Genomic DNA, 23,647 nt, shown 5'->3' with positions numbered 1-23,647 from the left:
GGGGCGCAGGCTCCGGCTTTCGGAAAACGTCGGCAGGAGCCCGCGGTCTGTATCCGGTCAGGCGAACGGGAGGACGAGCTCCGCGTACCGCTCCTTGACCTTGGCCAGGACGGTATTGCCGTCCGTGTCCCAAATCTCCTGGTTGAAGATCTCCACCTCGATGTCGCCGGTGTAGCCGGCATCCCGCACCCAGGTGCCGATCGTGGCGAAGTCCACCACACCGTCGCCCATGTACCCGCGGGACAGCAGCGGGTCCGCGGCGATGGGCATATTGAAGTCGCACACCTGGTAGGAAGCGAGGCGGTTCTCCCGGCCCGCGCGCCCGATCTGCGCCTTCAGTTCCGGATCCCACCAGACATGGAAGGTGTCCACGGCGACGCCCACCGTTGAGGCATCGAACGGCGCGGCGAGGTCCAGCGCCTGCCCCAAGGTGGAGATCAGGGCACGGTCGGCTGCATACATCGGGTGCAGCGGCTCCAGGACCAGGCGGACGCCGTGCTCCGCGGCGAACGGGACCAGGTCGGCGAGCCGGTCGGCAACGCGTTGACGCGCCGCCACGACGTCCTTCTCCCCCGGCGCCAGGCCGCCGACCACCAGGAAGAGTTCCCGGGTGTCCAGGGCCACGGCTTCAAGGATCGCTGCGCGGTTGTCCGCGAGCGCAGCCGCTTGGCCGTCGGCGTCCGCCGCGGTGAGGAACCCGCCGCGGCACAGCGAGGAAACGCGCAGGCCGGCGTCCTTGATCAGGCGGGCCGCCTTGTCCAGGCCGGCTTCCTCCACCCGGTCCCGCCAGGGGCCGATTGAGGGTATGCCGGCGTTGACGCACCCCTCCACGACCTGGGCGAGCGTCCACTTCTTGGTGGTGGCGCTGTTGATGGACAGGCGCGCGAAGTCGCTCATACTCCCACCCCGTTGATGCGCAGGTAGTCGGACATCCGGAAGGCCGCCAGCGCGGGGTCTTTCAGCAGTCCGGCCTGGTCCGCGAGCTCGAAGGTCCTGGCCAGGTGGCAGACGGAGCGGCCGGAATGCAGGCCGCCCACCATCTGGAAGCCGGGCTGCTTGCCGTTGAGCCAGGACATGAACGCGATGCCCGTCTTGTAGTAGAACGTGGGGGCGCTGAAGATGTGCTTGCCCAGTTCCCGGGTGGAGTCGAGGATTTCGCGGGCCTTGGCGGCGTTGCCTGCGTCGTAGTTCTGCAGGGCAACCGAAGCGGCGGGGTAGATTGCCGCGAAGATTCCCAGCAGGGCGTCGGAGTGGTGCCTGCCGTCGCCGTCGATGAGTTCCGGGTAGTTGAAGTCGTCGCCGGTGTAGAGCCGGACGCCTTCGGGCAGGGCCGCCCGCAGGGCAACCTCGTGGCCGGCATCGAGCAGCGAGACCTTCACCCCGTCCACCTTGGCGGCATTGTCCTTGATGAGGCCCAGGAACGTTTGGGTGGCCGTGGCAACGTCGTCCGATCCCCAGTATCCGGCGAGGGCGGGATCGAACATGGTGCCCAGCCAGTGCAGGATGACCGGCTGGTCCGCTTCCTGCAGCAGGGTGGAGTAGACCGACAGGTAGTCCTCGGGGCCACGTGCCACCTTCGCCAGGGCGCGGGAGGCCATGAGGATGACCTTGGGCCCGGCCTCTGTGACGACGGCGATCTGCTCGCGGTAGGCCTCAAGGACGGCCTTGATGCCGGCCTCGCCGGAGGGCAGCGCGTCGATGTCCAGCTGGTCGGTGCCGGCACCGCAGGAGACGAGGTCCCGGACGGACTTCCCGGCGGTGGCCGCATTGCCGGCCGAGACCACGGCGGCAGCTTCCACCCCTGTCCGCTTGATGAGCTGCTGGGTGGCGGACCAGTCCAGGCCCATGCCCCGCTGGGCGGTATCCATGGCGTCGGCCACACCGAGGCCGTAGGACCACAGCTCGTGGCGGTACGCCATGGTGGCGTCCCAGTCAAGCCGCGCGGGGGCACCCGGGGTGTTGTCGGCGAGCACTTCGGGGATGACGTGCGCGGCGGCGTACGCCCGGCGTGCCGTCAAGGGCGCCGTGGGACGGCCCCACGTGGCGCCGCCCTGGAGCCGGTACTCCCGGGTGCCGCCGTCTTCGGAGGGAAGGATGAGGGAAGTCATCAGAGGGTGATCTCCGGGATGTCGATGGTGCGGCGTTCGTCGTTTGACTGCAGGCCCAGCTCGGCGAGCTGGACGCCCCGGGCGGCGGAGAGCAGGCCGAAGCGGTGTTCGCGGCCGGCGACGACGTCGCGGAGGAATTCCTCCCACTGCAGCTTGAAGCCGTTGTCCAGGTCGGCGTTGGCGGGCACTTCCTGCCACTGGTCGCGGAATGATTCGGTAACCGGAAGGTCCGGGTTCCAGACGGGCTTGGGAGTGTGGGCGCGCTGTTGGGCGACGCACTTGTTCAGGCCGGCGACGGCCGAGCCATGGGTGCCGTCCACCTGGAATTCCACCAGTTCGTCGCGGTATACCCGGACAGCCCAGGAGGAGTTGATCTGGCCTACGACCTCGTCGCCGGCCGGGGTAACGAGCTCGAAAATGCCGTAGGACGCGTCGTCGGCGGTGGCCGTGTACTCCTTGCCCGCTTCGTCCCAGCGCGCCGGGATATGGGTGGCGGTCTTGGCATTGACGCTCTTGACCTTGCCGATGATGCCTTCAAGAACATAGTTCCAGTGGCAGAACATGTCGGTGGTCATTCCGCCGCCGTCTTCCTTGCGGTAATTCCAGGACGGGCGCTGGGCCGCCTGGATGTCGCCTTCGAAGACCCAGTAGCCGAACTCGCCGCGGATGGACAGGATCCGGCCGAAGAAGCGTTCATCCACCAGCCGGCGGAGCTTGACCAGGCCCGGGAGGTACAGCTTGTCGTGCACAACGCCCGCCGTGACGCCGGCTTCCTTGCCGATGCGGGCCAGTTCAATGGCCTCCTCGAGGGTTTCTGCCGTCGGCTTTTCCGTGAAGATGTGCTTGCCCGCCAGCATGGCCTTCTTCAGCGTCGCGGCCCGCAGGCTGGTCATGGAGGCATCGAAGACGACGTCCACCGTGGGGTCATTGATCACGGCGTCGAGGTCCGTGGTCCACTCGGACACCTTGTGCTTTTCCGCCAGCTCGCGGATCTTGGCTTCGTTGCGGCCCACCAGGATGGGCTCAACCTGGACCCGGGTGCCGTCTTCCAGCGTGAAGCCGCCGGCGTCGCGGATGGGCAGGATGGACCGCAGCAGGTGCTGGCGGTAGCCCATGCGGCCGGTGATGCCGTTCATGGCAATACGGATCGTTTTAGTTTCGAAGCCCATGTGTCCTCCACGGTGAGTGAGCAAGGTGTACTCAAGACGAATTGGGAAAGCGCATTCCCTCTGTTTCCATGATGCACCGCGCCGTTTCGCTTGGCAAGCGCTTTCCGGAAGTAGTTTGAACTGTCATAATGTCCTTAGCCTTTTGAGGCCGCCCCGACCACCAGGAGATGCTGTGGCTGCTAGTACCCTTACCGAGGTTGCCCGCCTGGCCGGCGTCTCGCCTGCCACGGCGTCCCGCGTGCTGAACGGCTCGGCCCGGACCCCCGGCAAGGACATTGCCGAGCGCGTCCGCCAGGCGGCGGACTCACTGGGGTACATCCCCAACGCACAGGCCCAGGGCCTTGCCAAATCCAGCTCGGGCCTGATCGGCCTGATTGTCCACGACATCGCCGACCCGTACTTCGCCGCCATTGCCCGCGGCGTGCAGGACGCCGCCCGGGAACAGCGGAAGATGGTGCTCCTTGCCACGACAGGCGGCGGCCCCGCGGAAGAAAAGGAAGCAGTGGCTGCCTTCGCCGCCCGCCGTGCCGACTCCATCGTGATCGCCGGCTCCCGCTCCTGCCGCGCGGAGGACCAGGAGGGCAACGCACAGCTGGCGGCCGAGCTGGACCGGTATTGCCGCAACGGCGGCAGGGTGGCAGTGGTGGGGCATCCCGTGGTGGGTGCCACCGCATTGGAGGGCTACCACGTCGTCGAAGTCCCCAACCAGGAACTTGCCGGCCGGCTGGCCACCGAGCTTGCCGCCGGCTGGGACGGCGACTTCGTCATTATTGGCGGGCCCGAAGGCCTGTATACCTCCGATGACCGGGTCCGGGGTTTCCAGGAAGGCCTGGCACGCGCCGGACACCGGCCGGCAGAGGTGCTCAGGAGCGCCTTCAACCGTTCGGGCGGCTACGAGGCAGGCCTGCAACTGGCCGCACGAATCAAGGCGGCCGCCGCCGGGAACCCCGCCGCGCCTAAGCTTTGCATTTTCGCGGTCAACGACGTGATGGCGATCGGCGCCGCAGCAGCCCTCCGGTCCGAGGGGCTGCGGATTCCCCGCGACGCGTCAATCGCGGGTTTCGACGACATCGAGACGCTGCGGGACTTCCGGCCGGCCCTGTCCACCGTCCGCCTGCCGCTCGAAGATATAGGCCGGCTGGCCACCAGGGCCACCCGCCCCCGCCCGGCCGGCCAGGACCAGGAAGCGGCGCCTGACGAAGCCGTTACCGGCGAGGTCGCGCTGCGGCGCAGCACCGAGGCCGCCGCCGTATGATGCCGCGAAGGATCACCGCGGTTCCGGCCTGCACTGAAGCCGCGGGCACGCGCCCGGCCATCCTTGTCCTGCCAGGCGGCGGTTATGCGCACCAGGCGGACCACGAGGCGGAGCCGGTTGCGGAATGGCTCGCATCGCTGGGTATCCACGCTTTCGTCCTGCGTTACCGGGTGGCCCCGGACCGCCACCCGGCGCCCCTTGAAGACGCCAAAGAGGCCATGCTCTACATCCGGAGCGGACCGCACGGCCTTGCCGTGGACCACGAGCGTGTGGGCGTCCTGGGATTCTCGGCCGGCGGTCATCTGGCGGCCACGCTGGCCACCGCAGCAGCCAGCGGCAACCGGGACCTCGACGTGGCCGCCGCCGTCCCGGACCTCTCGGTCCTTTGCTACCCGGTGGTGTCCCTGATCCAGGACACGCATCAGGGGTCGGTGGACAACCTCCTGGGCGAGGTGCCGCCGTCGGACCTCCTTACCGGCCTCTCCGCGGACCTGAACGTGACGGCCCGGACTCCGCCGGCTTTCCTCTGGCACACCGCAGACGACGAAGCTGTCCCGGTGGCCAACAGCCTGAACTACGCCAAGGCGCTGATCGCCGCCGGCGTTCCCGCCGAACTGCACGTCTTCCCGGAGGGGCGGCATGGACTCGGACTGGCAGCCGCGGACCCAGGCCCCGGACAGTGGACGTCCTTGTGTGCGTCCTGGCTGGTTCGTGCCGGCTGGGCGGAGGCCACGGCCGCAACCGCCCGGGCCGCAGCAGCCGGCCCCTTTTAGTCCCGCCGGTCCACTGCGCGGATGGTCCAGCTCGCCGAGTGGGACCCGCCCGGTTCGAGGTGGATTAGGTCTGTTCCGGAATTGAAGGCGTCCGGCGGACAGGTCATGGGCTCAACCGCCAGGCCCAGCCGGTCCGGACCCACAGGCTTGTCCCCCGTATGCACCTGGACCCAAGGCCACTCCGGCCCCCATTCCAGCTCCACGCCGTTTCCCGACGGATCCAGTACGCGGACGCGCGCCAGCCCGGCAGCATCGCGGGAGATCCCGGTAAAAGCGTGGTCGATCTTGACTGGTCCCAGTTTGCGCGGGAGACGGAAGTCGAAGTCATCCTGCTCCACCTGCCGCATGGCCACCGGGAGCAGCCGGTCCGGGGTGACCTCAAGGTAGGCGTCTGCCGGAAGTTCAAGGGACCAGTCATCCAGCGGAGCAGCGCCGGCTACAAGGTAGGGATGGGGGCACACCCCATAGGGTGCGGCCCGGGTACCGGTGTTGACGGCGGTGACCGTACCGCGGAGGCCATCACCGGAGAGGGAATAGGCGACCGTGAGCTCCAGGCTGCCCGGGTATTCCGGCCCCGCGGGAACACGGCAGCCGAGCACTGCCCGGTCCGCCGATGCCTCCAGGACGTCCCAGGCCTGGTGGATGGCCAGCCCATGCAGGGCCGACCCGCGCTCCGGCTCATTGATGGCGGCAGCATAAGACTCGCCGCCGTACGAATAGGCTCCGTCAGCGAGCCGGTTGGGCCAGGGAGCGCAGATCACGCCCCGGTAGTCCGGAACCCCGCCCTCCGACCCAAAGCCCACCACCAGGTTCCGGTCCCCGCACCCCAGTTCCCGGAGTGCACCGCCGCGGGAGGTCACGACGGCGGTGTAGGGTCCGTGGGCGATGCGGACTTCGGTTCCGGTTCCGGGCATGGCATCCTCCACGATCAATGTTGTTAGCGCTAAACAGCATACGTCATCGCAGCGGCGCCCGGCTGGTTAGAGTTGCCCCATGGAAGCGGCACCCGACCAGTACCTCATCGGCGCCGTCAGGAGTGCGCTGTGGGAGTTGTCCGATCCCGCGCGTGCCGCCGGCGCGCAGGCATATATGAAGTCTTCCGTGCCGTCCCTGGGCGTCCGGGTTCCGGACGTCCGGAGGATCGCGGCGCAGGCCACGGCAGGGTTTCCCCCAACATCGGCGGCCGGGCTGCGCGCCACGGTGCTGGAACTGTGGCGCACGGCCGCGTTCCGGGAAGAACGCTATGCGGCCATCGACCTGACCGGCAACCGCCTGGTTGCCAAAGACCTGGCGATGCTGCCGGTGTATGAGGAAATCATCCGCACCGGGGCATGGTGGGATTTTGTGGACGGCGTGTCCGGCCGGATCTGCGCCCTGCTGCTGGCGCACCCGGCCGAGATGACAGCTGTGCTCAGGACGTGGAGCCGTGATCCGGACTTCTGGATTCGGCGTGCGTCCATCACGTCGCAGCTGCGGGCGAAGGAAGCCACCGATACGGCGCTGCTTGCCGATGTCATTGAACCGAACCTGGCGGACCGGGAATTCTTTATCCGCAAAGCGATTGGCTGGGCGCTCCGTGAGTTCGCCAAAACGGCGCCTGAATGGGTGGAGGAATTCGTCGCCCGGCATGGGCAGGAGCTGAGTCCGTTGTCCCGCAGGGAGGCCCTGCGCAGGATCGGCACCGGCCGCCCGTAGCGTAGCCGCCGCTAGATCACGGGACGTTCGACGACGGGCTCGTGCGTCTTGCGGAACAGCCGGCGGGTGCCGGGATCCCAAAAGATCAGGTAGAGGCCGAAGAGCAGCGCGGTCAGGGCCGCCGCAATCCGGGCCAGCAGGAGGGCGAAGCCCAGGTCTTGGGTCTGCAGGTAGGGAAAGACGTCCAGCTGGTCCGAAATTGCGTAGATCATGAAGAATGACACCACGAAGTACAGCGCTTTGACCTGCCAGTCGTTACGGATGCCCGTCACGGCGAACAGCGGGATCAGCCACACCACGTACCAGGACTGGATGATGGGGGCCAGCAGGACCACTGCGGCCAGGCCGAGCGTGAGGCGGCGCATCAGGCGGTCATGGTCGCCCTTGAGGATCTGCCAGGCGAGGATGGCCACGGCAAGCAGCTTGCCGGCGTCGAACACCCAGCCCGCCGGGACTGAGCCGTCCAGCCCGAACGCGTTGGCAAGGGACCCCACCACCATGCCAAGCAGGCCCACCGGGGCGTACCAGATGGAGATGCTCCCGGGCGCGGAGAGTCCGTTGATCCAGCCGAAGCCGAAGCCGTTGACCAGGCTCATCAGGGCCAGCAACGCCAGGCTCAGGCCGGCCGTGAGCGCCCAGAACGCGATTTTCCGCAGCCACCCGGCGTTCCTGCCCGCCCAGAGGAGGCCGATGAACGGAAGGAAGACGATGGTGATGGGCTTGACGGCAATGGACAGCGTGACCAGCACTATGCCCCGGACCTCCCGGCGGGTCGCGGAGTAGTAGAGCCCGGCAAGCGCCAGCCCGATCATGAGCGAGTCGTTGTGCACGCTGGCAATGAAGTTGGTCAGGAATAGCGGGTTGGCCGCGGTGAGCCACAGGGCCCGGTGGGGATTGATGCCGTGCAGCTCTGCGAGCCGGGGCACGTAGATGACGCAGAGCACGACGCCCGCCAGGGCCACCAGCCGGAACAGCATGATGCAGGCTTCCGGCTGGACGCTGGTCGCCCACACGACGAACTGCTCGATCCAGAGGAACAGCTGGCCGTAAGGAACCGGAGCTTCGGTCCACTGTTTGTCGGCTCCCAGCTGGAAGTAGTTGGACAGCGCGGAAATGCCGTTTTCGTAAGGGTTGAACCCTTCCACCATCAGCCGTCCCTGGCCGATGTAGGCATAGACGTCGCGGCTGAACAACGGGACGCTGAACATCATGGGGAGTCCCCACGCCACCACCGCCGCCAGGGTGGCGCGCCGGGCCTGGCCGCCCCACACACGGACTTTTTGGCCGAGCCGCAGCCAGGCGCGCACCAGCAGCATGCCCCCTGCGGCGACCAGCACGATGGACAGGGCCACGCCCGGCGCTTCGGTGCGCATCCAGATGAACAGCGGCATGCGGCGGAGTTCGGAGACCGGCGCGAGCCAGCCCACCCCGGCCGAACCGAACATCATGAACAACGACCCGAGGAAGCCGGCAAGCAGGGGTGAGCGGGGATTGTCCACCTCGGCACCGCCCGCCGGGGCAGTACCGGCCGCCGCCATCTCCCCCGTTGCGGGCACAGGCGCCGTCATTTCAGGAATGTCCAATCTTCTTGCGTTTCCGCTGCTGCCCGGCGAACCGCTGGGCGGCCGGGACATGTTCGAAGGCGGCGGGGCGACCCGCCGTGTACCCGAAATCCTAGCATCGGCGGGGCGTCCGGGACTGTAACGGTACGCTTGTCCGGTGCCTATATCTAACGAACGAATCGTCTGGATCGACTGCGAAATGACCGGCCTGGACATCAAGAACGACGCCCTCATCGAGGTGGCAGCCCTGGTCACCGATTCGGAACTGAACATCCTTGGGGACGGTGTCGACGTGGTGATCAAGCCCGAGGACTCGGCCGTCGCCCAGATGTCCGACTTCGTCCGGGACATGCACACCAAGTCCGGGCTCCTGGCGGAACTTCCCCACGGCAAGACCATGGCGGAGGCGGAGGCCGCCGTCATGGAATACATCTCCGCGTGGGTTCCGGATCCGCGGAAGGCTCCGCTCGGTGGCAACTCCGTGGGCACCGACCGGGTGTTCCTCTCCCGCGACATGCCGGCCGTCGTGGAGCACCTGCATTATCGGGTGATCGACGTCAGCACCATCAAGGAGCTCTCCCGCCGCTGGTTCGCGCGGGCGTACTTTCAGTCGCCGGCAAAAAAGGGCGGCCACCGTGCACTGGGTGACATCAAGGACTCCATTGATGAACTCCGCTACTACCGTGAAGCGGTGTTCGTGCCGGCGCCGGGCCCTGACAGCACCACGGCCCAGAAGATCGCCCGGCGCATCACCAGCGACGATGCCGCCGGCCCGGCCGGCGAGTAATCTGCGCCACGTTTGGAGGAAATTTCGCGGAAATCGCGGAAAGTGGACAAAGCACCCCTTCCGAGCAGGTAAGCTATTTGAGTTGCGTTTCCAGGGAGCCGGTAACCCGGTCAGCCCTTGAAGCACATGGTGGGCGTAGCTCAGTTGGCAGAGCGCCTGGTTGTGGTCCAGGAGGTCGCGGGTTCAACCCCCGTCGCTCACCCTCACGGGGCGGCTCTTGCAGCCGTCAACAAAGGAGGCCGCACCGGATATCCGGTGCGGCCTCCTTTGTTGTGTCCCACCAAGGTACGTGCAGGGACGCCGGCGCTGCCGGCCCCGAAGCCGAAGGACTATTGCTATGACCGTTCTGCCGATCACCATCTGGGGCGAGCCCGTCCTGCACCGCCGGGCAGCGGAAGTCGAGGTTTTCGACGACGAACTGCGCACCCTGATTGCCGACATGTTCGAGACCAATGAGGCCGCCAACGGCGTGGGACTCGCGGCGCCGCAAGTCGGCGTGGGCAAGCGGATCTTCGTCTACAAGTACGCCAACGACGACGGCGCTCCGCCAAGCGGTGCGCTGGTGAACCCTGTCCTCACCCTCTCCAAGGTCTCCGGCGCCGCCCCTGACCCGGACGAGGAGGAAGAGGGCTGCCTGTCCTTCCCGGGCGAGCAGTACCCGCTGAAGCGGGCCGAGTGGGCCCGGGTGGAAGGCTTCGATGGTTTTGGCGAGCCGGTGAAATTCGAGGCGACGGGGTGGTTTGCCAGGGTCATCCAGCATGAGTTCGACCACCTGGACGGCAAACTGTACGTCAACCGGTTATTGGACCGCTACTCCCGCAAAGCCCTCAAGCAGGCCAAGAAGAACGGGTGGGGCGTTCCGGGGCTGACGTGGATGCCCGGCGTCGATCCGGACCCGTTCGGCCACTAAGCGGCTTCCGCGCCGCCGCTCAGCCGGCGGTAATCGTCTGCTGCCCCGGGCAGGACGCCAGCACCTGTTTCATGGCATCCTTCTCAGCCGCCGTCACCCACAGGCCGTAGGCGGCCTTCACGGAAATCTGCCGGGCCACGTAGTGGCAACGGATCGCGGTGTTTTTCGGCAGCCACGTTGCGGCGTCACCGGCGCTCTTTTTCTGGTTCGCCTGCCCGTCGGCGGCGACCAGGTTCAACGGATCGTTGGCCAGGCTCTGGCGTTCCTTCGGGGTCAGGCCCTGCGCGCCCTTTTGCCAGGCGTCGCCCAAGGCGACCACGTGGTCGATCTGCACCGCACTGCTGGTGTCGGCGCCGCGGCGGAACTCAATGGCCTGTCCGGTGTACGGTTCCTGGAAATGGCCGCCCGTTACCTTGCACGAGGAACCTTCGGTGAACACGACTCCGGCGAGGTCGCGCCTCAGGATGTCGTTGCGGGTATCGCATCCGTTCCGGTCCACATCAAGCCACGCCTGGCCAAAGGCTTCCCGGCTATAGCCGGTATTCGGTGCCCTGCCTTTCACTGCCAGGCCGTCAAGGGCGGAGAGTGCGGCGCCCGCAGGTACGGGGTTGGGCTCGGCCACCGGTTTCATAAAGGCGGCATCGAAAACCGGCGCCTCGGTTGGCCCGGCAGCCGCGGGTCCGGCTGCCGCGAACTGTCCGGCAGTGAAGAACCAGGACAGCGCGGCTATGACGGAGGCCGCGACCGCTACCAGCAGGCCCCAGGCCTGCCGGGAACGGCGGCGCGCACGGCGGTAGCCGGACCAGCTGACAGTCACGGCGCTGAGACCGGATCGCTAAAGGGGGACACCCCAAGAGCCTAGGCCAGGGACCGCAGCGGGCCGCCGATATCCACACTGTGGAGGACGAGTGATGGATCACACGCCCACGGCATCTACTGCTCGCGCGTGACCCTCCGGAGGTCCTCCTCCGCAGTGGCCAGGAGTTCCTCCAGCTGGCGGACGCGCGCCTCGCTGGCGTCCCCTGCCTGGTGCGCGGCGCGGGCGCCCTCCAGGAGCCTGAGGGCTTCCTTGTGGTTGGCCTTTGCCACGTCGAGTGCGTGTTCGAGGGTGGTTTCGTGCTGAAGCGTCGATTCGTTGTCCATGCCACCAGTCTGGTCCGGTTTCCCGGCTGATTCCAGTGAACCAGCCGGGAATTGGCAGGACGTGTCGCTTTTGGTCAGACGGCGATCGCCGCCAGGGCAGCCGCGCTTTCCTTGGCAGGGAACGACGGCGGGTTCACGCCGGCCATTTCCTCCATGACCCGCACTACCTGGCAGCTGTAGCCGAATTCGTTGTCGTACCAGACGTAGAGGACCAGGTTCTTGTCCGTGGACACCGTGGCCAGGCCGTCAACGATGCCTGCGCGGCGGGAGCCCACGAAGTCGGTGGAAACAACCTCGGGCGAGTCGATGTAGTCGATCTGCTTGCGAAGGTCCGAGTGCAGCGACATCTCGCGCAGGTAGTTGTTCACCTCATCCTTGGTGGTGCCGTTCTCCAGGCTGAGGTTCAGGATGGCCAGGGACACGTCCGGGGTGGGAACGCGGATGGAGCTGCCGGTCAACTTGCCCAGGAGCTCAGGCAGGGCCTTGGCCACCGCCTTGGCGGCGCCGGTTTCGGTAATGACCATGTTCAGAGCGGCGGAACGTCCACGGCGGTCGCCCTTGTGGAAGTTGTCGATCAGGTTCTGGTCGTTGGTGAAGGAGTGCACGGTCTCCACGTGCCCGTGGATCACGCCGAACTTGTCATTGATGGCCTTCAGGACCGGGGTGATGGCGTTGGTGGTGCAGGAGGCGGCGGACACGATCCGGTCGGAATCGTTGATGTCCCGGTGGTTGATGCCGTGGACGATGTTCTTCAGTTCGCCCTTGCCCGGAGCCGTCAACAGGACGCGTGCAACACCCTTGCTCTGGAGGTGCTGGGACAGTCCTTCAGCGTCGCGCCAGCGGCCCGTGTTGTCCACCACCAGGGCATCCTTGATTCCATAGGCGGTGTAGTCGATGGTGGCGGGATCGTTCGAGTAGATCACCTGGATGCGGACGCCGTTGGCCGTGATGGTGTTGGCTTCTTCATCGATCCGGATGGTGCCCTCGAAGGAACCGTGGACGGAGTCCCGGCGGAGCAGGCTGGCCCGCTTGGAAAGGTCGTTGTCGGACCCGCGGCGGACCACGATGGCGCGCAGGCGCAGGCCGTGGCCGCCACCGGCCTTTTCGATCAGCAGGCGTGCCAGGAGCCGCCCGATGCGGCCGAACCCGTAGAGCACCACGTCGGTGCTGGTGCGTTCATCGCCGCCACGCTTGCCAACGATCTCGGCGAGTTCGGCACGGAGGAACTCTTCAAGGGTGGCTCCGTTGCCCTCTTCCTTGAATTTCTGGTTCAGGCGGGCGATGTCGATCGCGGCGGCACCCAGGTCCAGCCCGGCCAGCGTGTTCAGCAGGGGTGCCGTGTCCTCCAGGAGCAGTTCGTCCTTGCTCATCCGGCGCGCGAAGCGGTGTGCCTTGAGGATGTTCATGGTGGACTTATTGATCAGGCTCCGGCCGTGGATGCTGGTCACCACGTTGTTTTCGCGGTACAGCCTGCCGATCACCGGGATCATGGCCTCGGCGAGGGCCTCCCGGCCCATCCACGTATCAAGACAAGAATCAGACGTCTGGCTCACAGAAATACCTTCCTCGGGTCAGCCGTGTACGTCCTCGTACACAGATGTAGGCCACCTGATGATGTCCAGGGGCACCGGCACCTGCAGGGGTCGGCCCCCAGGCACCTGGATCGCGTGCAAAGAAAAACCGCCGGCTGCGAACGCAACTTTCGGCGGTAGAACTCCTGCGTCCGGGATCCATTCTAATTTGGCGCAGCTCCCCGAACACGCCTGTGCTGCGTGAAATCACTCACACGGGCTCCCCGCGGGCGCTCAGTTGTGGACGGCGGCGTACAGGTTGAGGCTGGCGGAAAAGACCACCCAGGAGAAATACGGCAACACCAGCAACCCTGCGGTGGCGTCCACGGGGCCGAACCGGACGATCAGGAACGCCAGGGTCGCGGCCAGGGAGCAGATGACGAGGAATGCCGCCCACAGGGCAGCGGCGCCGGCTATGGGGTACATCGCGAAGAACGTCACCGGCCACGATGCGTTGAGCAGGAGCTGGACGGCATAACCGGCCAGGGCCGGACCCCTCAATCCACCTTTGCGCCAGACCAGCCACGCCGCGGCGGCCACTCCGACGTACAGCACCATCCAGGTGATCCGGAACATCAGCGACGGCGGCATCCACGGCGCCTTGAGCGAGCCGGCATACCAGCCCGTGGAATTGAGGATGATGGGGATCGAGGCAAGCACCCAGGCCGCAGCCGACAGTCCAAGGAACCCCGCAAGGGCGACAATTTGGGAACGCCGGCCGGGTACTTTTCCGGCCGTCCCGGCGGCCGGCCGGAGATCAGTAATAACGGGCACGGTCCAGCATCCCCAACACCGCGCCCAAGGTCAAACCCGGTTTTGCGGATGGGACAGCCGGTACGCCGGGTTCTGTTCTCCCCTGCCGTTGCCGGAAAGGGAGCGACGGCCATCCATCTACGAGTACCGTTGCCGGCACCCTCCAGCGGCTTACCCGGACACTCGGGCGGGCAGCCCTCAAACGTGTCCTGTCTAGCCTTGCTCCGGGTGGGGTTTACCTAGCCTTCCCGGTCACCCGGGAAGCTGGTGGTCTCTTACACCACCGTTTCACCCTTACCCGCCCTCTCCGGCCAAGGCCGGACAGGCAGGCGGTCTGTTTTCTGTGGCACTGGCCTGCGGGTTACCCCGAGTGGGCGTTACCCACCACCCTGCCCTGCGGAGCCCGGACGTTCCTCGAGCCACTTTCGTGGCGCGCGGCCGTCTGGCTGTCCCATCCGGGTCCAGTCTACCGGCGCTCCCGACCGCTTTTGTCGCCGGTAGGATCGGACGGTGCTGATTCTGCTTCCCCCGTCCGAAGGCAAGACACCCGCGCGCCGCGGGTCCGCCGTCGACTGGCCCTCGCTGAGTTTCCCTGAGCTCAATCCCTGCCGCGCCAAGGTCCTGGCAGCGCTGGAAGCGGTCAGCGCGCACCCGGACGCCCTCACGCTGCTGGGCGTGGGCGCCTCGCTGCGGGACGACGTCGAACGCAATACCCGGCTCCATGGCGAGCCTGCCGCCCCGGCACACAGCATCTACTCGGGCGTCCTGTATGACGCCCTGGGATACCGGAGCCTGACGCCCGCACAGCGGCGCAAGGCGGACGCGTCCGTGCTGGTGGTTTCCGCGCTGTGGGGGGCCATCCGCTTTGGCGACAGCGTTCCGGCCTACCGGCTTTCGATGGGGACGGCATTGCCCGACGTCGGCCGGCTGGCTCCGTTCTGGAAGGCGCAGTTGGATGACACGCTGGGCCGCGCCGCCGAGGGCCACCTGGTGGTTGACTGCCGTTCGAGCACCTACGCGGCCGCGTGGGCGGCGCCACCGGAGCGGACCGTCACGGTGAATGTCTTTACCGAGGCCGCCGGCGTCCGGAAAGTGGTGAGCCATTTCGCCAAGCACACCCGCGGCGAACTGGCGCGGCACCTGCTGGCACGCCGCGGCAAAGCCCCTGCGGCGGCGTCGGACCTGGTGAAGGTTGCGCGCGAAAAATGGGACGCGGAGCTGGTGCCGGGTACGTCACGCAAGCCCCATGCCCTGAACATCATCCTGCCCGGCTGACCCGCAGTTGGTTCAGGACCAGTCGTCCGAACGGACCAGGATGGCGCCGGAATCCGGGCAGAACACGATGTCATCCGCCGCGGCCGCCTTGATCTCGGCGAGGTCGCCGGGGCTGAGCTTCATCCCGGAGGCCTCTGACGTCCCGTGGAAGAGCCGCGCGGCGCCTACGCCCCTCTTGGCGAGGGTCTTCTCGTAGACGGCCACCATGCCCGCATCGAGGCCTGCGGCGAATTCGGCCCGCCGGGCAACGAGGACTTCGGCCTCGGCGGCGACGTCGGCGAGGGCCGCGTCCAGCTCGGCCCGGATAGTGCCGAACGAGCCCTGGATGTCATCGACGATCGTCTGCTGGGCGGCCTGCCGTTCCCGCAACGTGTCCAGCCGCTCCAGGATTTCCAGTTCCACGTCTTCGAGGTCTGAGCGCCGCTTGTTCAGCGATTCAATATCCTTCTGCAAGGCCACCAGGTCCTTGGAAAGCCCGGTGCCGCTGTTAAGCCTGGCTTCGTCGCGTTGGATGCGCGAAGCAACCTGTTCGACGTCGGCTTCCGCCCGCTTGAGCGCGGCTTCGGCGTCATGCACCGCCACCTTGGCAGCACCCAGTTCTCCGTTGGCCACGGACAGAGCCGCTTCGAGGTCCTTGATCCTGGGGTCATTTTCGAGCGTCCGCCGGCGGTTGGCGAGGCCGGTCAGCCTGGCGTCCAGTCCTTGCAGTTCGAGCAACTTCAACTGTTCCGCCGGTGCTGCCTTCGCCACTGTTACCTCCGCTTGATCCCGTCCGGCCACGGGCCGGGCACCCTACCGGCGCTTCCTAGACTCTATCGCCTGGGCTGCACGGTTGCCGCTGCCAGGCTCAGCCAGGGGTGAGGATGAAGTCCCACGGATCACTGTTGGTGGTGCTGACCCGGATCTCCAGGTCGCGCCCCTGGTCCGCCAGGACGTTCCCCAAGGCTGCGGCGGCGGCCGGCAACCACAGCCATTCACTGGCAAAGTGCGAAACGTCCACCAGGTATGGCCGGCCGTTGAGGGCAGCCTCCCGGGCCTCGGACGCGGGATGGTGGCGAAGGTCTGCGGTCACGTACACGTCCGCGTTGCTGGCCCTGACCTCGTTGAACAGGGAGTCGCCGGCGCCGCCGCACACGGCAATCCGCCGCACCAGGCCGTCCTTGTCACCGGAAACGCGCACACCCCCGGCAACTGAGGGAAGAATCCCGAACACCCGTGCAGCAAAATCACCCAGGCTCATGGCGTCCGCCAGGTCGCCGACCCGCCCAATGCCTTCCTCCGGCAGCCCGTTGGCCGCCGCGGTGAGTGGGGCAACATCCTGCAGCCCCAGCGCATCGGCCAGGACATCGGAAACGCCCCCGACGGCGGAGTCCCCGTTAGTGTGCACGGTCAGCAGGGCCGTCCCCGACTCGATCAGCCGGTGGACTGCCCGGCCCTTGGCCGTGGTGGCAGCCACCGACGTGACACCCTTCAGCAACAACGGATGGTGGGTAATGAGGAGACCGGCACCCCACTCAATTGCTTCTTCAATGACTTCCAGGGTGGGGTCGACGGCGAACATCACCTTGCTGACCAGAGCGGACGGGTGGCCTGCCACAAGCCCTACCTCGTCCCAGTTCTCCGCCAGCGATTCCGGCCACAGCTCCTCCACGGCAAGTAACAGTTCGGCCAGGGTAGGATCCTCGGCGGCACCGTCCCGGGCGAGCGTGTCGGAGGAGGTTTCGCCGTCGTGATCTGCCTTGCCGGTAACGTCGGTGTCCACAGGTTCCATAGTCTTAGTTTTACCCCATCGCCTTCCCGGTACCGCATGTTGCAGCGCCGGGAAGAGCCGGCGGGAATCATCCGGCGCCGTCAACCATTGAAGAGGTCATGAAAACTTTTGTTCTTGGCGGGGGCTGCTTCTGGTGCCTCGACGCCGTCTACCAAAAGACCAAGGGCGTCACGTCCGTGGTGTCCGGTTATACCGGCGGGCACGATCCCCACCCCGACTACTACTCGGTGTGCAGCGGGACCACGGGCCACGCGGAGGTTGTTGCCGTGACCTTCGACGAGGAGGTCATTCCGGCCGAGGTCATCCTGGACATGTTCTTCGCCCTGCACGATCCCACTACCCTGAACCGCCAGGGGTACGACGTGGGCACCCAGTACCGTTCCTCCATGTTCTACGAGACCACGGAAGAGAAGATCCTGTTCGAGGAAGCGATCGAACGCAACCAGGCGCTGTGGAAGCATCCAATCGTCACCGAAGTCAGCCGCCTGCCGCGGTTCCACGTGGCGGAGGAATTCCACCAGGACTACTACGCCAAGCACCCCGAACAGGGGTACTGCCAGGTGATCATCAACCCCAAGCTGGCCAAGGCGAGGAAATATTACTCTTCATGGCTTAACGCTTAGCCAGCGTTACGCGGCCTCGTTAGGCTGACCTCAGTATTCACCCCTTAGAGATAGGCGTATGTACATGGCACGGATCTATGACGATGTAACGCAACTGGTCGGCGGGACACCGCTGGTTCGGTTGAACCGGCTCAGCGAAGGATTGGACGCCACCGTTGCGGTCAAGCTGGAGTTCTACAACCCGGCCAACAGCGTCAAGGACCGTATCGGTGTCGCCATCATTGACGCCGCGGAAAAGTCGGGTGCACTGAAGCCCGGCGGCACCATCGTCGAGGGCACCTCCGGCAACACGGGCATCGCCCTCGCCATGGTGGGTGCCGCACGGGGGTACAAGGTCATCCTGACCATGCCGGAAACCATGTCCACCGAACGCCGCGTCATGCTGCGCGCCTTCGGCGCCGAGATCGTGCTCACCCCGGGTTCCGAGGGTATGCGCGGAGCCGTGGAAAAGGCCCAGGAGATCGTGGCCAACACCGAGAACTCCATCTGGGCACAGCAGTTCGCCAACGAAGCCAACCCTGAGATCCACCGGAAGACCACCGCAGAGGAAGTCTGGGCGGACACCGACGGTGCCGTTGACATCTTCGTGGCTGGCGTCGGCACCGGCGGAACCATCACCGGCGTCGGCCAGGTCCTGAAGGAACGCAAGCCCGGCGTGCAGATCGTGGCCGTGGAACCCAAGGACTCCCCCATCCTGAACGGCGGCGCTCCGGGCCCGCACAAGATCCAGGGCCTCGGTGCCAACTTTGTTCCGGAACTGCTGGACACCACCGTCTACGATGAGGTCATCGACGCTTCGCTGGAGGACTCGGTCCGCGTTGCCCGCGAACTGGGCATCAAGGAAGGCATCCTGGGCGGCATTTCCTCGGGCGCCATCGTCTGGGGTGCGCTGGAACTGGCCAAGCGCCCCGAAAACGCGGGCAAGCTGATCGTGGCCGTGGTCTGCGACTTCGGTGAGCGTTACATCTCCACCGTGCTGTATGACGACATCCGGGGCTAAGCAGACTCAGCTGCCCGCCCGTTTCCTGTAGAAAGAACTTTGTGGGCTTTTTCGCAAGACTGAAAGAAGACCTCGAGGCCGCCCGGTCCCACGACCCGGCGGCTCGAGGTTCTTTTGAGAACTTTTTCGCTTATTCCGGCCTGCACGCCATCTGGATCCATCGGCTCACGCACCGGTTGTGGCAGAACCCTGCCCTGCGTTTCCCGGCGCGGCTGCTGTCGCAGCTGGGCAGGTTTGCCACCGGCATCGAGATCCACCCGGGGGCCACCATCGGCCGCAGGTTCTTCATCGATCACGGCATGGGGGTGGTGATCGGTGAGACCGCGGAAATTGGCGAGGACGTGATGATCTACCACGGCGTTACGCTGGGCGGCCGTTCGCTGGCGCGGATCAAACGGCACCCCACCATCGGGGACCGCGTAACGATTGGTGCCGGAGCCAAAATCCTGGGGCCGATCACCATTGGCCGGGACAGCGCCGTTGGTGCCAACGCCGTAGTGGTCAAGGACGCGCCGCCGGAGTCGATCGTTACCGGCGTTCCTGCAAAGTGGCGTCACCGCGATGCGCAGCGGGAAACCAAACCTGCGGTGGATCCGGCCGAATACGATATCGAATACCGGATCTAGGACTCCGGCGTTACCCGGATCCCCGAGGTGTCCCGGCGGCCCACCCACAGTGGGCCACTGACGAGCAGACAGCCATCAGCGTCGTCGACGGCGCTGTGGAAGTGGTCTCCGAAGGACAGTGGACGAAGTCCGGGCCATAGCCTGGCCCGTGCCCTGCTAGCCGGGGAAACGCTTGTAGATGCTCCACAGCACGGTGTCGAATGCGCGGTCCGGAAGCAGCCGGCGCAGCAGCAGGATGGCCCGCGCGCCCTTCCCCACCGGGTAGCGGGTCCTGGGCCGCGGCGAGGTGGCGGCGTGCAGGATCGCGTCCGCAATCACGGCAGGGTGCGAGGACAACGCAGAACCGTCGGTTGAAGCCAGCGCTGCCGCCACCACCTGGGCTTGGGCGGCGTACGGTCCGGTCCCCGAACTCGCCAACAGGCCCGCTGCGGAGATCGCGCCCCACTCGGACTGGGTGCCGCCCGGTTCGATGATGGACACATCGATGCCGTGTGGTTTGAGCTCCACCCGGAGCGAATCGCTAAGGCCCTCCACGGCGAACTTCGTGGCGTGGTACCAGGCGCCCAGCGGCTCGTACATCTTTCCGCCGATCGAGGAGATGTTGATGATCCGCCCCCGGCCGGCGGCCCGCATGCCCGGCAGCACAAGCTGCGTCATCCGCGCCAGCCCAAAAAGGTTGACGTCGAACTGCCGGCGGCCCTCGGCCAGTTCGACGTCCTCAAGCGAGCCGTAGGATCCGTAGCCGGCGTTGTTGACCAGCACGTCGATCCGGCCGTGGGCTGCGAGGACTTCCCCGACTGCGGCGTCCATTGACGCGTCATCCGTCACGTCGAGCGCCAGTGTCCGGACGCCGTCGGCCTTGAGCGGTTCCATTTTCTCCACCCGGCGGGCGCCGGCGTACACGGTGAATCCGTGGGCAGCGAGTTTCCGGGCAGCTTCGAAGCCGATTCCCGTTGACGCGCCGGTGACAAAGGCGACGGGCTGGTTCATGGGCGGACTCCTTGGGACGGCGAACCGGGAGGGCTGGCTGCGCGGATGGAAGGCCGGTGCGGCCGGAAATGCCGACGGCCGGCGCCCCCAGAGTATCGGGAAGCGCCGGCCGCCGGGCCGGAAGCGGCGTGGGCTAGTGCGTGTCGACTGCCGAAATCTCGGACTTGTCCTCGCCCCAAAGGGTGTGGAACGTGCCTTCGGTGTCCACACGTCCGTAGGTGTGGGCGCCGAAGAGGTCGCGCTGGCCCTGGATCAGGGCGGCGGCAACGCGCTTGCGGCGCAGGCCGTCGTAATACGCCAGTGAGGAGGAGAACACCGGCACCGGGATACCGAGCTGCACGGCCGTGGCAACGACCCGCCGCCAGGCCGGGAGGGCGTCGCCAATGGCCTTGGTGAACGCCGGGGCGAACAGCAGGTTTGCGGGCTTCTCGTCCGCAGCGTAGGCCTTGGTGATGTCCTTGAGGAGTTCCGCACGGATGATGCAGCCCGCACGCCACAGGGAAGCGATTTCGTCCAGCTTGAGGTCCCAGCCGTATTCCTTGGCTGCGGAAGTCAGCATGTCCAGGCCCTGCGCGTAGGAGACCAGCTTGGAGGCGTAGAGCGCCTGGCGGACATCCTCTACGAACGTCTCCGGGATCTCAACCGTTGCCTCGTTGCCGGCCAGCAGCTCCTGGCCCAGCTTGCGCTGGGCTGCCTGGGAGGAGAGTGCACGGGCGAATACCGATTCGGCAATGCCGGACACGGGGGAACCGAGCTCCAGTGCCGAGATCACGGTCCAGCGTCCGGTGCCCTTCTGGCCCGCGGCGTCGACGACGACGTCCACGAACGGCTTGCCGGTCTTGGCGTCGACGTGGCCCAGGACCTCGGCGGAGATCTCGATCAGGAAGGACGAGAGTTCGCCTTGGTTCCATTCGGAGAAGATCTTTGCCTGCTCGGCCGGTTCGATGCCGGCGCCGGAGCGCAGGAGGTCGAAGGCCTCACCGATGACCTGCATGTCGGCGTATTCGATGCCGTTGTGGACCATTTTGACGAAGTGGCCGGCGCCGTCGGTGCCAATCCATGCGCAGCAGGGCTCGCCGTCCACCTTTGCCGAAATCTTTTCCAGCAGCGGGCCGAGGGCCTTGTAGGACTCCTTGGAGCCGCCGGGCATGATGGAGGGCCCGTTCAGGGCACCCTCTTCGCCGCCGGACACGCCGACGCCCACGAAGTGCAGGTCCTTCTTGGCCAGCGCGGCTTCCCGGCGGCGGGTGTCCTCGTAGTGCGAGTTACCGGCGTCGATGATGATGTCGCCGGGTTCCAGCAGCGGCTCCAGCTGCTCGATCACCGAATCCACCGGCTTTCCGGCCTTGACCATGATCAGCACCCGGCGCGGCTTCTCCAGGGAATCGACCAGTTCCTGCAGGGATTCGGTCCGGATGAAATCGCCCTCCGAGCCGTGCTTCTCCAGCAGCGCGTCGGTCTTCTCCACCGACCGGTTGTGCAGGGCAACCGTGAACCCGTTGCGGGCGAGGTTGCGGGCAAGGTTGGCGCCCATCACTGCGAGGCCGGTGACACCGATGTGTGCAGACATCAATAACTCCAATTCATTGTTTGCCCCGGATCCAGGGTTCCGGTGCGGGTTGGGACGCCGGGGCATATCAGGGGGTCGGAATAAAGCATATATATTCTGGCGGTGACGCGAAAGTAACGTCCGCGTCATGAACCCGATTGTGTCGCTGCCAGTCTAGGACTGCCGTGCTCCCGTGTCCCGGCCGTACCGGGTTGCCGCCAATCCCGCATCCGCCAGCAACTAGGCTTAGCAACATGACCAGCAGCCTCCACCACCGTGCCATCGAGAACCTGGGCACCCGGATCATCTCAGGGGATCTCCCCGCGGGACACGTCATGCTCGCCGAGCAGCTGGAGGATGAACTGAAGGTTTCCCGCTCCGTAATCCGCGAAGCGGTGCGCGTCCTGCAATCCCTGGGGCTGGTGGAAACCACCAAGCGGGTTGGCATCCGGGTGTTGCCCTCAAGCCGCTGGAACCCCTTTGATCCGCAGGTGATCCGGTGGCGGCTGGCCAGCGACGCGCGCGGCGCCCAGCTGCGCTCCCTCGCCGAACTCCGTGCCGCCGTGGAACCCGCAGCCGCCGAACTGGCAGCAGAGAATGCGCCGGCTCCGCTGCGCCTGGAACTCGTGGACGTTGCCCGCGCCATGCGGGAAGCCGGCAACAAGGGCGAGGTTGCCCGGTTCCTTGAGCTGGACATCCGCTTCCATTCGCTGCTGCTCTCCGGTTCCGGCAACGAAATGTTTGCCAACCTCATGGGGCAGGTGGCCGAAACACTGACGGGCCGGACCGTTCACGGCCTGATGCCGGACCATCCCCACCAGGCCGCCCTGCAGTGGCACGAGGATGTTGCAGAGGCAATCGCCAAGGGGGACGCTCCCGCTGCCCGCGAGGCATCGGACCGGATCATGCGGCGCACCATGTCACAGATGGCCGAAACCTGGACGGAGCAACCGCGGGTGTTCATCCCCGTCCGGCAGTGACGATCAGCTGCTTCCTTCCCCGTCGAAGCTGAGGAGGACTTTGCCGGAGCTGGTGGAGTCCTTGGCCACCTCGAAGGCGTGCAGGGCGTCGGTGAGCGGGAACTGGTGGGTGATGACGGGGTCGATGTGCAGGGTGCCGTCGGCAAGGGCCGTGATGACCTGGTCGATTTCGTCGTTGAAGCGGAAGGAGCCTCTGAGGTCCAGTTCGCGGGTGATCGCCAGGGAGATGGGTAACGGCTGCATGCCGGTGGGCAGCAGCCCGACCATCACCACGGTCCCGCCGCGCACCGCGCCGCGGATGGCGGAGGCCAGCCCGTGGTGGTTGCCGGAGGATTCGATCACCACGTCCGCCTCCACCCCGGCGATGGCTTCGGTGTCTGCGGCGTTGATGACGTGGTCCGCGCCCACGGCCATGGCGATCTCCAGCGGTTTGGGATGGAGGTCGACGGCGGTGATGTGCGCTGCGCCGGCGCGTTTGAGGACCGCGACGGCAAGGGCCCCGATAGGTCCGGAACCGATCACGAGTGCCGTTTTGCCGGCCACGTCCCCGGCGCGGGAGACGGCGTGCCAGGCCACGGACGCGGGTTCGACCAGGGCGGCCGTGCGCAGGTCGATGCCCTCGGGCAGGGCCCGGAGCATCCGGACGGGCAGGTTCACGTACCGGCTGAAGGCGCCGTCGGTGTGCGGGTAGCGGGCGGCGCTGCCCAGGTACGTGCACCCCGGGGAGAGGTTCGGCCGGTCCGCGGGATACCTGGCCGCGCCCGGCCCCGGGGTGGCGGGGTGGACGGCGACGGCGGTTCCGGGCTGCGGCCCCTCGCCGTTGGCGGCCGCGCGGACCACCACGCCGGAAATCTCGTGGCCCAGTACCAGGGGCGCCTTCAGGATGGATTCCCCGGCCGCGCCGTGCAGCCAGTAGTGCAGGTCCGAGCCGCAGATGCCGCCGTACAAGACCTCGACGACGGCCTGGTCATCCGCCGGCAGGGCCAGCGGGACCTCATCGACCCGGAGGTCCCCGGCGGCGTGCGCCACCACGGCCGGCCCGGAACTTGGGAGTGCTGTATCCAGTGCCATCAGACCACCACCGTCATTCCGCCGTCGATGAAGATG

The 23,647-nt window shown here is 66.6% G+C and carries 24 protein-coding genes, 1 tRNA gene and 1 other RNA gene; 11 read left to right on the top strand and 15 right to left on the bottom strand.

What is annotated here, in order from left to right; genetic code table 11:
* Nucleotides 1-57: 57 nt before the first annotated feature.
* From ACFVVC_RS00130 to ACFVVC_RS00120, 3 genes are read right to left on the bottom strand one after another with little or no spacing between them, the layout of a single operon-like run.
* Nucleotides 58-897: a sugar phosphate isomerase/epimerase family protein gene (locus ACFVVC_RS00130; protein ID WP_387447761.1), complete on the bottom strand. Its 840-nt coding sequence runs from the start codon at nucleotides 895-897 to the stop codon at nucleotides 58-60.
* On the bottom strand, nucleotides 894-2,108 hold the full coding sequence (locus ACFVVC_RS00125; protein WP_387447759.1) for a dihydrodipicolinate synthase family protein: 1,215 nt from the start codon (nucleotides 2,106-2,108) through the stop codon (nucleotides 894-896). Before ACFVVC_RS00125 ends, ACFVVC_RS00130 begins: the two co-directional genes overlap by 4 nt.
* Nucleotides 2,108-3,277, bottom strand: coding sequence for a Gfo/Idh/MocA family protein (locus ACFVVC_RS00120; RefSeq protein ID WP_387447757.1), 1,170 nt, complete (start codon nucleotides 3,275-3,277; stop codon nucleotides 2,108-2,110). The genes ACFVVC_RS00125 and ACFVVC_RS00120 overlap by 1 nt, the downstream gene beginning before the upstream one ends.
* Nucleotides 3,278-3,449: 172 nt before the next feature.
* Here ACFVVC_RS00120 and ACFVVC_RS00115 point away from each other — a divergent pair, with 172 nt between their 5' ends.
* Entirely contained in the window at nucleotides 3,450-4,532 is a 1,083-nt protein-coding gene (locus ACFVVC_RS00115; protein ID WP_387447756.1) for a LacI family DNA-binding transcriptional regulator, read from the top strand.
* A complete protein-coding gene (locus ACFVVC_RS00110) occupies nucleotides 4,529-5,305 on the top strand; it encodes an alpha/beta hydrolase (protein WP_387447754.1) in 777 nt (258 codons plus the stop codon). Before ACFVVC_RS00115 ends, ACFVVC_RS00110 begins: the two co-directional genes overlap by 4 nt.
* Here the strand turns inward: ACFVVC_RS00110 and ACFVVC_RS00105 are convergent.
* Entirely contained in the window at nucleotides 5,302-6,219 is a 918-nt protein-coding gene (locus tag ACFVVC_RS00105; RefSeq protein ID WP_387447752.1) for an aldose 1-epimerase family protein, read from the bottom strand. The two genes, ACFVVC_RS00110 and ACFVVC_RS00105, sit on opposite strands and share 4 nt — an antisense overlap.
* Nucleotides 6,220-6,298: 79 nt before the next feature.
* Between ACFVVC_RS00105 and ACFVVC_RS00100 the strand changes: the two genes are divergently transcribed.
* Complete coding sequence (locus ACFVVC_RS00100) at nucleotides 6,299-7,000, top strand: DNA alkylation repair protein (protein ID WP_387447750.1); 702 nt, start codon at nucleotides 6,299-6,301, stop codon at nucleotides 6,998-7,000.
* Between the two features lie 11 nt (nucleotides 7,001-7,011).
* On the opposite strand, the gene mptB is transcribed toward ACFVVC_RS00100, so the two are convergent.
* Nucleotides 7,012-8,568 carry a polyprenol phosphomannose-dependent alpha 1,6 mannosyltransferase MptB gene (gene mptB, locus ACFVVC_RS00095; protein ID WP_387447749.1) on the bottom strand — a complete coding sequence of 519 codons (1,557 nt, stop codon included), beginning with the start codon at nucleotides 8,566-8,568 and terminating at the stop codon, nucleotides 7,012-7,014.
* 151 nt (nucleotides 8,569-8,719) lie between these two features.
* Here mptB and orn point away from each other — a divergent pair, with 151 nt between their 5' ends.
* The 3 genes from orn (at nucleotide 8,720) to def (ending at nucleotide 10,259) form a co-directional block, all read left to right on the top strand.
* Entirely contained in the window at nucleotides 8,720-9,349 is a 630-nt protein-coding gene (gene orn, locus ACFVVC_RS00090) for an oligoribonuclease (protein WP_387447747.1), read from the top strand.
* A gap of 129 nt (nucleotides 9,350-9,478) precedes the next feature.
* A tRNA-His gene (locus tag ACFVVC_RS00085) sits at nucleotides 9,479-9,551 on the top strand.
* 135 nt (nucleotides 9,552-9,686) lie between these two features.
* Nucleotides 9,687-10,259: a peptide deformylase gene (gene def / locus ACFVVC_RS00080; protein WP_387447746.1), complete on the top strand. Its 573-nt coding sequence runs from the start codon at nucleotides 9,687-9,689 to the stop codon at nucleotides 10,257-10,259.
* 19 nt (nucleotides 10,260-10,278) lie between these two features.
* On the opposite strand, the gene ACFVVC_RS00075 is transcribed toward def, so the two are convergent.
* The 5 genes from ACFVVC_RS00075 to rnpB all read right to left on the bottom strand — a co-directional run bounded on the left by ACFVVC_RS00075 (nucleotide 10,279) and on the right by rnpB (nucleotide 14,180).
* On the bottom strand, nucleotides 10,279-11,076 hold the full coding sequence (locus tag ACFVVC_RS00075; protein ID WP_387447744.1) for an HNH endonuclease family protein: 798 nt from the start codon (nucleotides 11,074-11,076) through the stop codon (nucleotides 10,279-10,281).
* A 116-nt stretch (nucleotides 11,077-11,192) separates the two neighbouring features.
* Nucleotides 11,193-11,402 carry a hypothetical protein gene (locus tag ACFVVC_RS00070; RefSeq protein ID WP_387447742.1) on the bottom strand — a complete coding sequence of 70 codons (210 nt, stop codon included), beginning with the start codon at nucleotides 11,400-11,402 and terminating at the stop codon, nucleotides 11,193-11,195.
* Nucleotides 11,403-11,476: 74 nt separating this feature from the next.
* On the bottom strand, nucleotides 11,477-12,955 hold the full coding sequence (locus ACFVVC_RS00065; RefSeq protein WP_387447740.1) for a glyceraldehyde-3-phosphate dehydrogenase: 1,479 nt from the start codon (nucleotides 12,953-12,955) through the stop codon (nucleotides 11,477-11,479).
* A gap of 252 nt (nucleotides 12,956-13,207) precedes the next feature.
* Complete coding sequence (locus tag ACFVVC_RS00060) at nucleotides 13,208-13,747, bottom strand: TspO/MBR family protein (RefSeq protein WP_387447738.1); 540 nt, start codon at nucleotides 13,745-13,747, stop codon at nucleotides 13,208-13,210.
* Between the two features lie 45 nt (nucleotides 13,748-13,792).
* Nucleotides 13,793-14,180, bottom strand: an RNA gene (gene rnpB / locus ACFVVC_RS00055) — RNase P RNA component class A.
* 56 nt (nucleotides 14,181-14,236) lie between these two features.
* On the opposite strand from rnpB, the gene ACFVVC_RS00050 reads away from it, so the two are divergent.
* Complete coding sequence (locus tag ACFVVC_RS00050) at nucleotides 14,237-15,001, top strand: YaaA family protein (protein ID WP_387447736.1); 765 nt, start codon at nucleotides 14,237-14,239, stop codon at nucleotides 14,999-15,001.
* 12 nt (nucleotides 15,002-15,013) lie between these two features.
* Here ACFVVC_RS00050 and ACFVVC_RS00045 read toward each other — a convergent pair whose 3' ends face one another.
* The gene (locus ACFVVC_RS00045) at nucleotides 15,014-15,751 is read right to left on the bottom strand and encodes a zinc ribbon domain-containing protein (RefSeq protein WP_387447734.1); all 738 of its coding nucleotides are present in this window, start codon (nucleotides 15,749-15,751) and stop codon (nucleotides 15,014-15,016) included.
* 97 nt (nucleotides 15,752-15,848) lie between these two features.
* Nucleotides 15,849-16,772: a Nif3-like dinuclear metal center hexameric protein gene (locus ACFVVC_RS00040; RefSeq protein WP_387447732.1), complete on the bottom strand. Its 924-nt coding sequence runs from the start codon at nucleotides 16,770-16,772 to the stop codon at nucleotides 15,849-15,851.
* Between the two features lie 98 nt (nucleotides 16,773-16,870).
* On the opposite strand from ACFVVC_RS00040, the gene msrA reads away from it, so the two are divergent.
* From msrA to epsC, 3 genes are all read left to right on the top strand, one after another.
* Nucleotides 16,871-17,395, top strand: coding sequence for a peptide-methionine (S)-S-oxide reductase MsrA (gene msrA, locus ACFVVC_RS00035; protein WP_387447730.1), 525 nt, complete (start codon nucleotides 16,871-16,873; stop codon nucleotides 17,393-17,395).
* A gap of 64 nt (nucleotides 17,396-17,459) precedes the next feature.
* Nucleotides 17,460-18,395: a cysteine synthase A gene (gene cysK, locus ACFVVC_RS00030; RefSeq protein WP_026264549.1), complete on the top strand. Its 936-nt coding sequence runs from the start codon at nucleotides 17,460-17,462 to the stop codon at nucleotides 18,393-18,395.
* Nucleotides 18,396-18,436: 41 nt separating this feature from the next.
* On the top strand, nucleotides 18,437-19,021 hold the full coding sequence (gene epsC / locus ACFVVC_RS00025) for a serine O-acetyltransferase EpsC (protein WP_018761618.1): 585 nt from the start codon (nucleotides 18,437-18,439) through the stop codon (nucleotides 19,019-19,021).
* A 156-nt stretch (nucleotides 19,022-19,177) separates the two neighbouring features.
* On the opposite strand, the gene ACFVVC_RS00020 is transcribed toward epsC, so the two are convergent.
* Nucleotides 19,178-20,011 (bottom strand): oxidoreductase, encoded by an 834-nt coding sequence (locus tag ACFVVC_RS00020; protein WP_387447727.1) that lies wholly within the window; start codon nucleotides 20,009-20,011, stop codon nucleotides 19,178-19,180.
* A 133-nt stretch (nucleotides 20,012-20,144) separates the two neighbouring features.
* Nucleotides 20,145-21,581, bottom strand: a complete 1,437-nt coding sequence (gene gndA / locus ACFVVC_RS00015) for an NADP-dependent phosphogluconate dehydrogenase (protein WP_018761620.1) — start codon at nucleotides 21,579-21,581, stop codon at nucleotides 20,145-20,147.
* 233 nt (nucleotides 21,582-21,814) lie between these two features.
* Here gndA and ACFVVC_RS00010 point away from each other — a divergent pair, with 233 nt between their 5' ends.
* The gene (locus ACFVVC_RS00010; protein ID WP_387447725.1) at nucleotides 21,815-22,540 is read left to right on the top strand and encodes a FadR/GntR family transcriptional regulator; all 726 of its coding nucleotides are present in this window, start codon (nucleotides 21,815-21,817) and stop codon (nucleotides 22,538-22,540) included.
* Between the two features lie 3 nt (nucleotides 22,541-22,543).
* Here ACFVVC_RS00010 and ACFVVC_RS00005 read toward each other — a convergent pair whose 3' ends face one another.
* Complete coding sequence (locus ACFVVC_RS00005) at nucleotides 22,544-23,611, bottom strand: L-idonate 5-dehydrogenase (protein ID WP_387447724.1); 1,068 nt, start codon at nucleotides 23,609-23,611, stop codon at nucleotides 22,544-22,546.
* Nucleotides 23,612-23,647 lie beyond the last annotated feature (36 nt).

Source organism: Pseudarthrobacter sp. NPDC058196 (genome assembly GCF_042882685.1).
GTDB lineage: Bacteria > Actinomycetota > Actinomycetes > Actinomycetales > Micrococcaceae > Arthrobacter.
The sequence above is the reverse complement of the archived record's forward strand: the minus strand, read 5'-3'. Positions and strand labels throughout refer to the sequence as shown.

Coding starts and splice junctions, on each gene's coding strand:
- ACFVVC_RS00130 (WP_387447761.1), bottom strand. CDS start 897: ATGAGCGACTTCGCGCGCCTGTCCATCAACAGCGCCACCACCAAGAAG.
- ACFVVC_RS00125 (WP_387447759.1), bottom strand. CDS start 2,108: ATGACTTCCCTCATCCTTCCCTCCGAAGACGGCGGCACCCGGGAGTAC.
- ACFVVC_RS00120 (WP_387447757.1), bottom strand. CDS start 3,277: ATGGGCTTCGAAACTAAAACGATCCGTATTGCCATGAACGGCATCACC.
- ACFVVC_RS00110 (WP_387447754.1), top strand. CDS start 4,529: ATGATGCCGCGAAGGATCACCGCGGTTCCGGCCTGCACTGAAGCCGCG.
- ACFVVC_RS00105 (WP_387447752.1), bottom strand. CDS start 6,219: ATGCCCGGAACCGGAACCGAAGTCCGCATCGCCCACGGACCCTACACC.
- ACFVVC_RS00100 (WP_387447750.1), top strand. CDS start 6,299: ATGGAAGCGGCACCCGACCAGTACCTCATCGGCGCCGTCAGGAGTGCG.
- mptB (WP_387447749.1), bottom strand. CDS start 8,568: ATGACGGCGCCTGTGCCCGCAACGGGGGAGATGGCGGCGGCCGGTACT.
- def (WP_387447746.1), top strand. CDS start 9,687: ATGACCGTTCTGCCGATCACCATCTGGGGCGAGCCCGTCCTGCACCGC.
- ACFVVC_RS00070 (WP_387447742.1), bottom strand. CDS start 11,402: ATGGACAACGAATCGACGCTTCAGCACGAAACCACCCTCGAACACGCA.
- ACFVVC_RS00040 (WP_387447732.1), bottom strand. CDS start 16,772: ATGGAACCTGTGGACACCGACGTTACCGGCAAGGCAGATCACGACGGC.
- msrA (WP_387447730.1), top strand. CDS start 16,871: ATGAAAACTTTTGTTCTTGGCGGGGGCTGCTTCTGGTGCCTCGACGCC.
- cysK (WP_026264549.1), top strand. CDS start 17,460: ATGGCACGGATCTATGACGATGTAACGCAACTGGTCGGCGGGACACCG.
- ACFVVC_RS00020 (WP_387447727.1), bottom strand. CDS start 20,011: ATGAACCAGCCCGTCGCCTTTGTCACCGGCGCGTCAACGGGAATCGGC.
- gndA (WP_018761620.1), bottom strand. CDS start 21,581: ATGTCTGCACACATCGGTGTCACCGGCCTCGCAGTGATGGGCGCCAAC.
- ACFVVC_RS00010 (WP_387447725.1), top strand. CDS start 21,815: ATGACCAGCAGCCTCCACCACCGTGCCATCGAGAACCTGGGCACCCGG.
- ACFVVC_RS00005 (WP_387447724.1), bottom strand. CDS start 23,611: ATGGCACTGGATACAGCACTCCCAAGTTCCGGGCCGGCCGTGGTGGCG.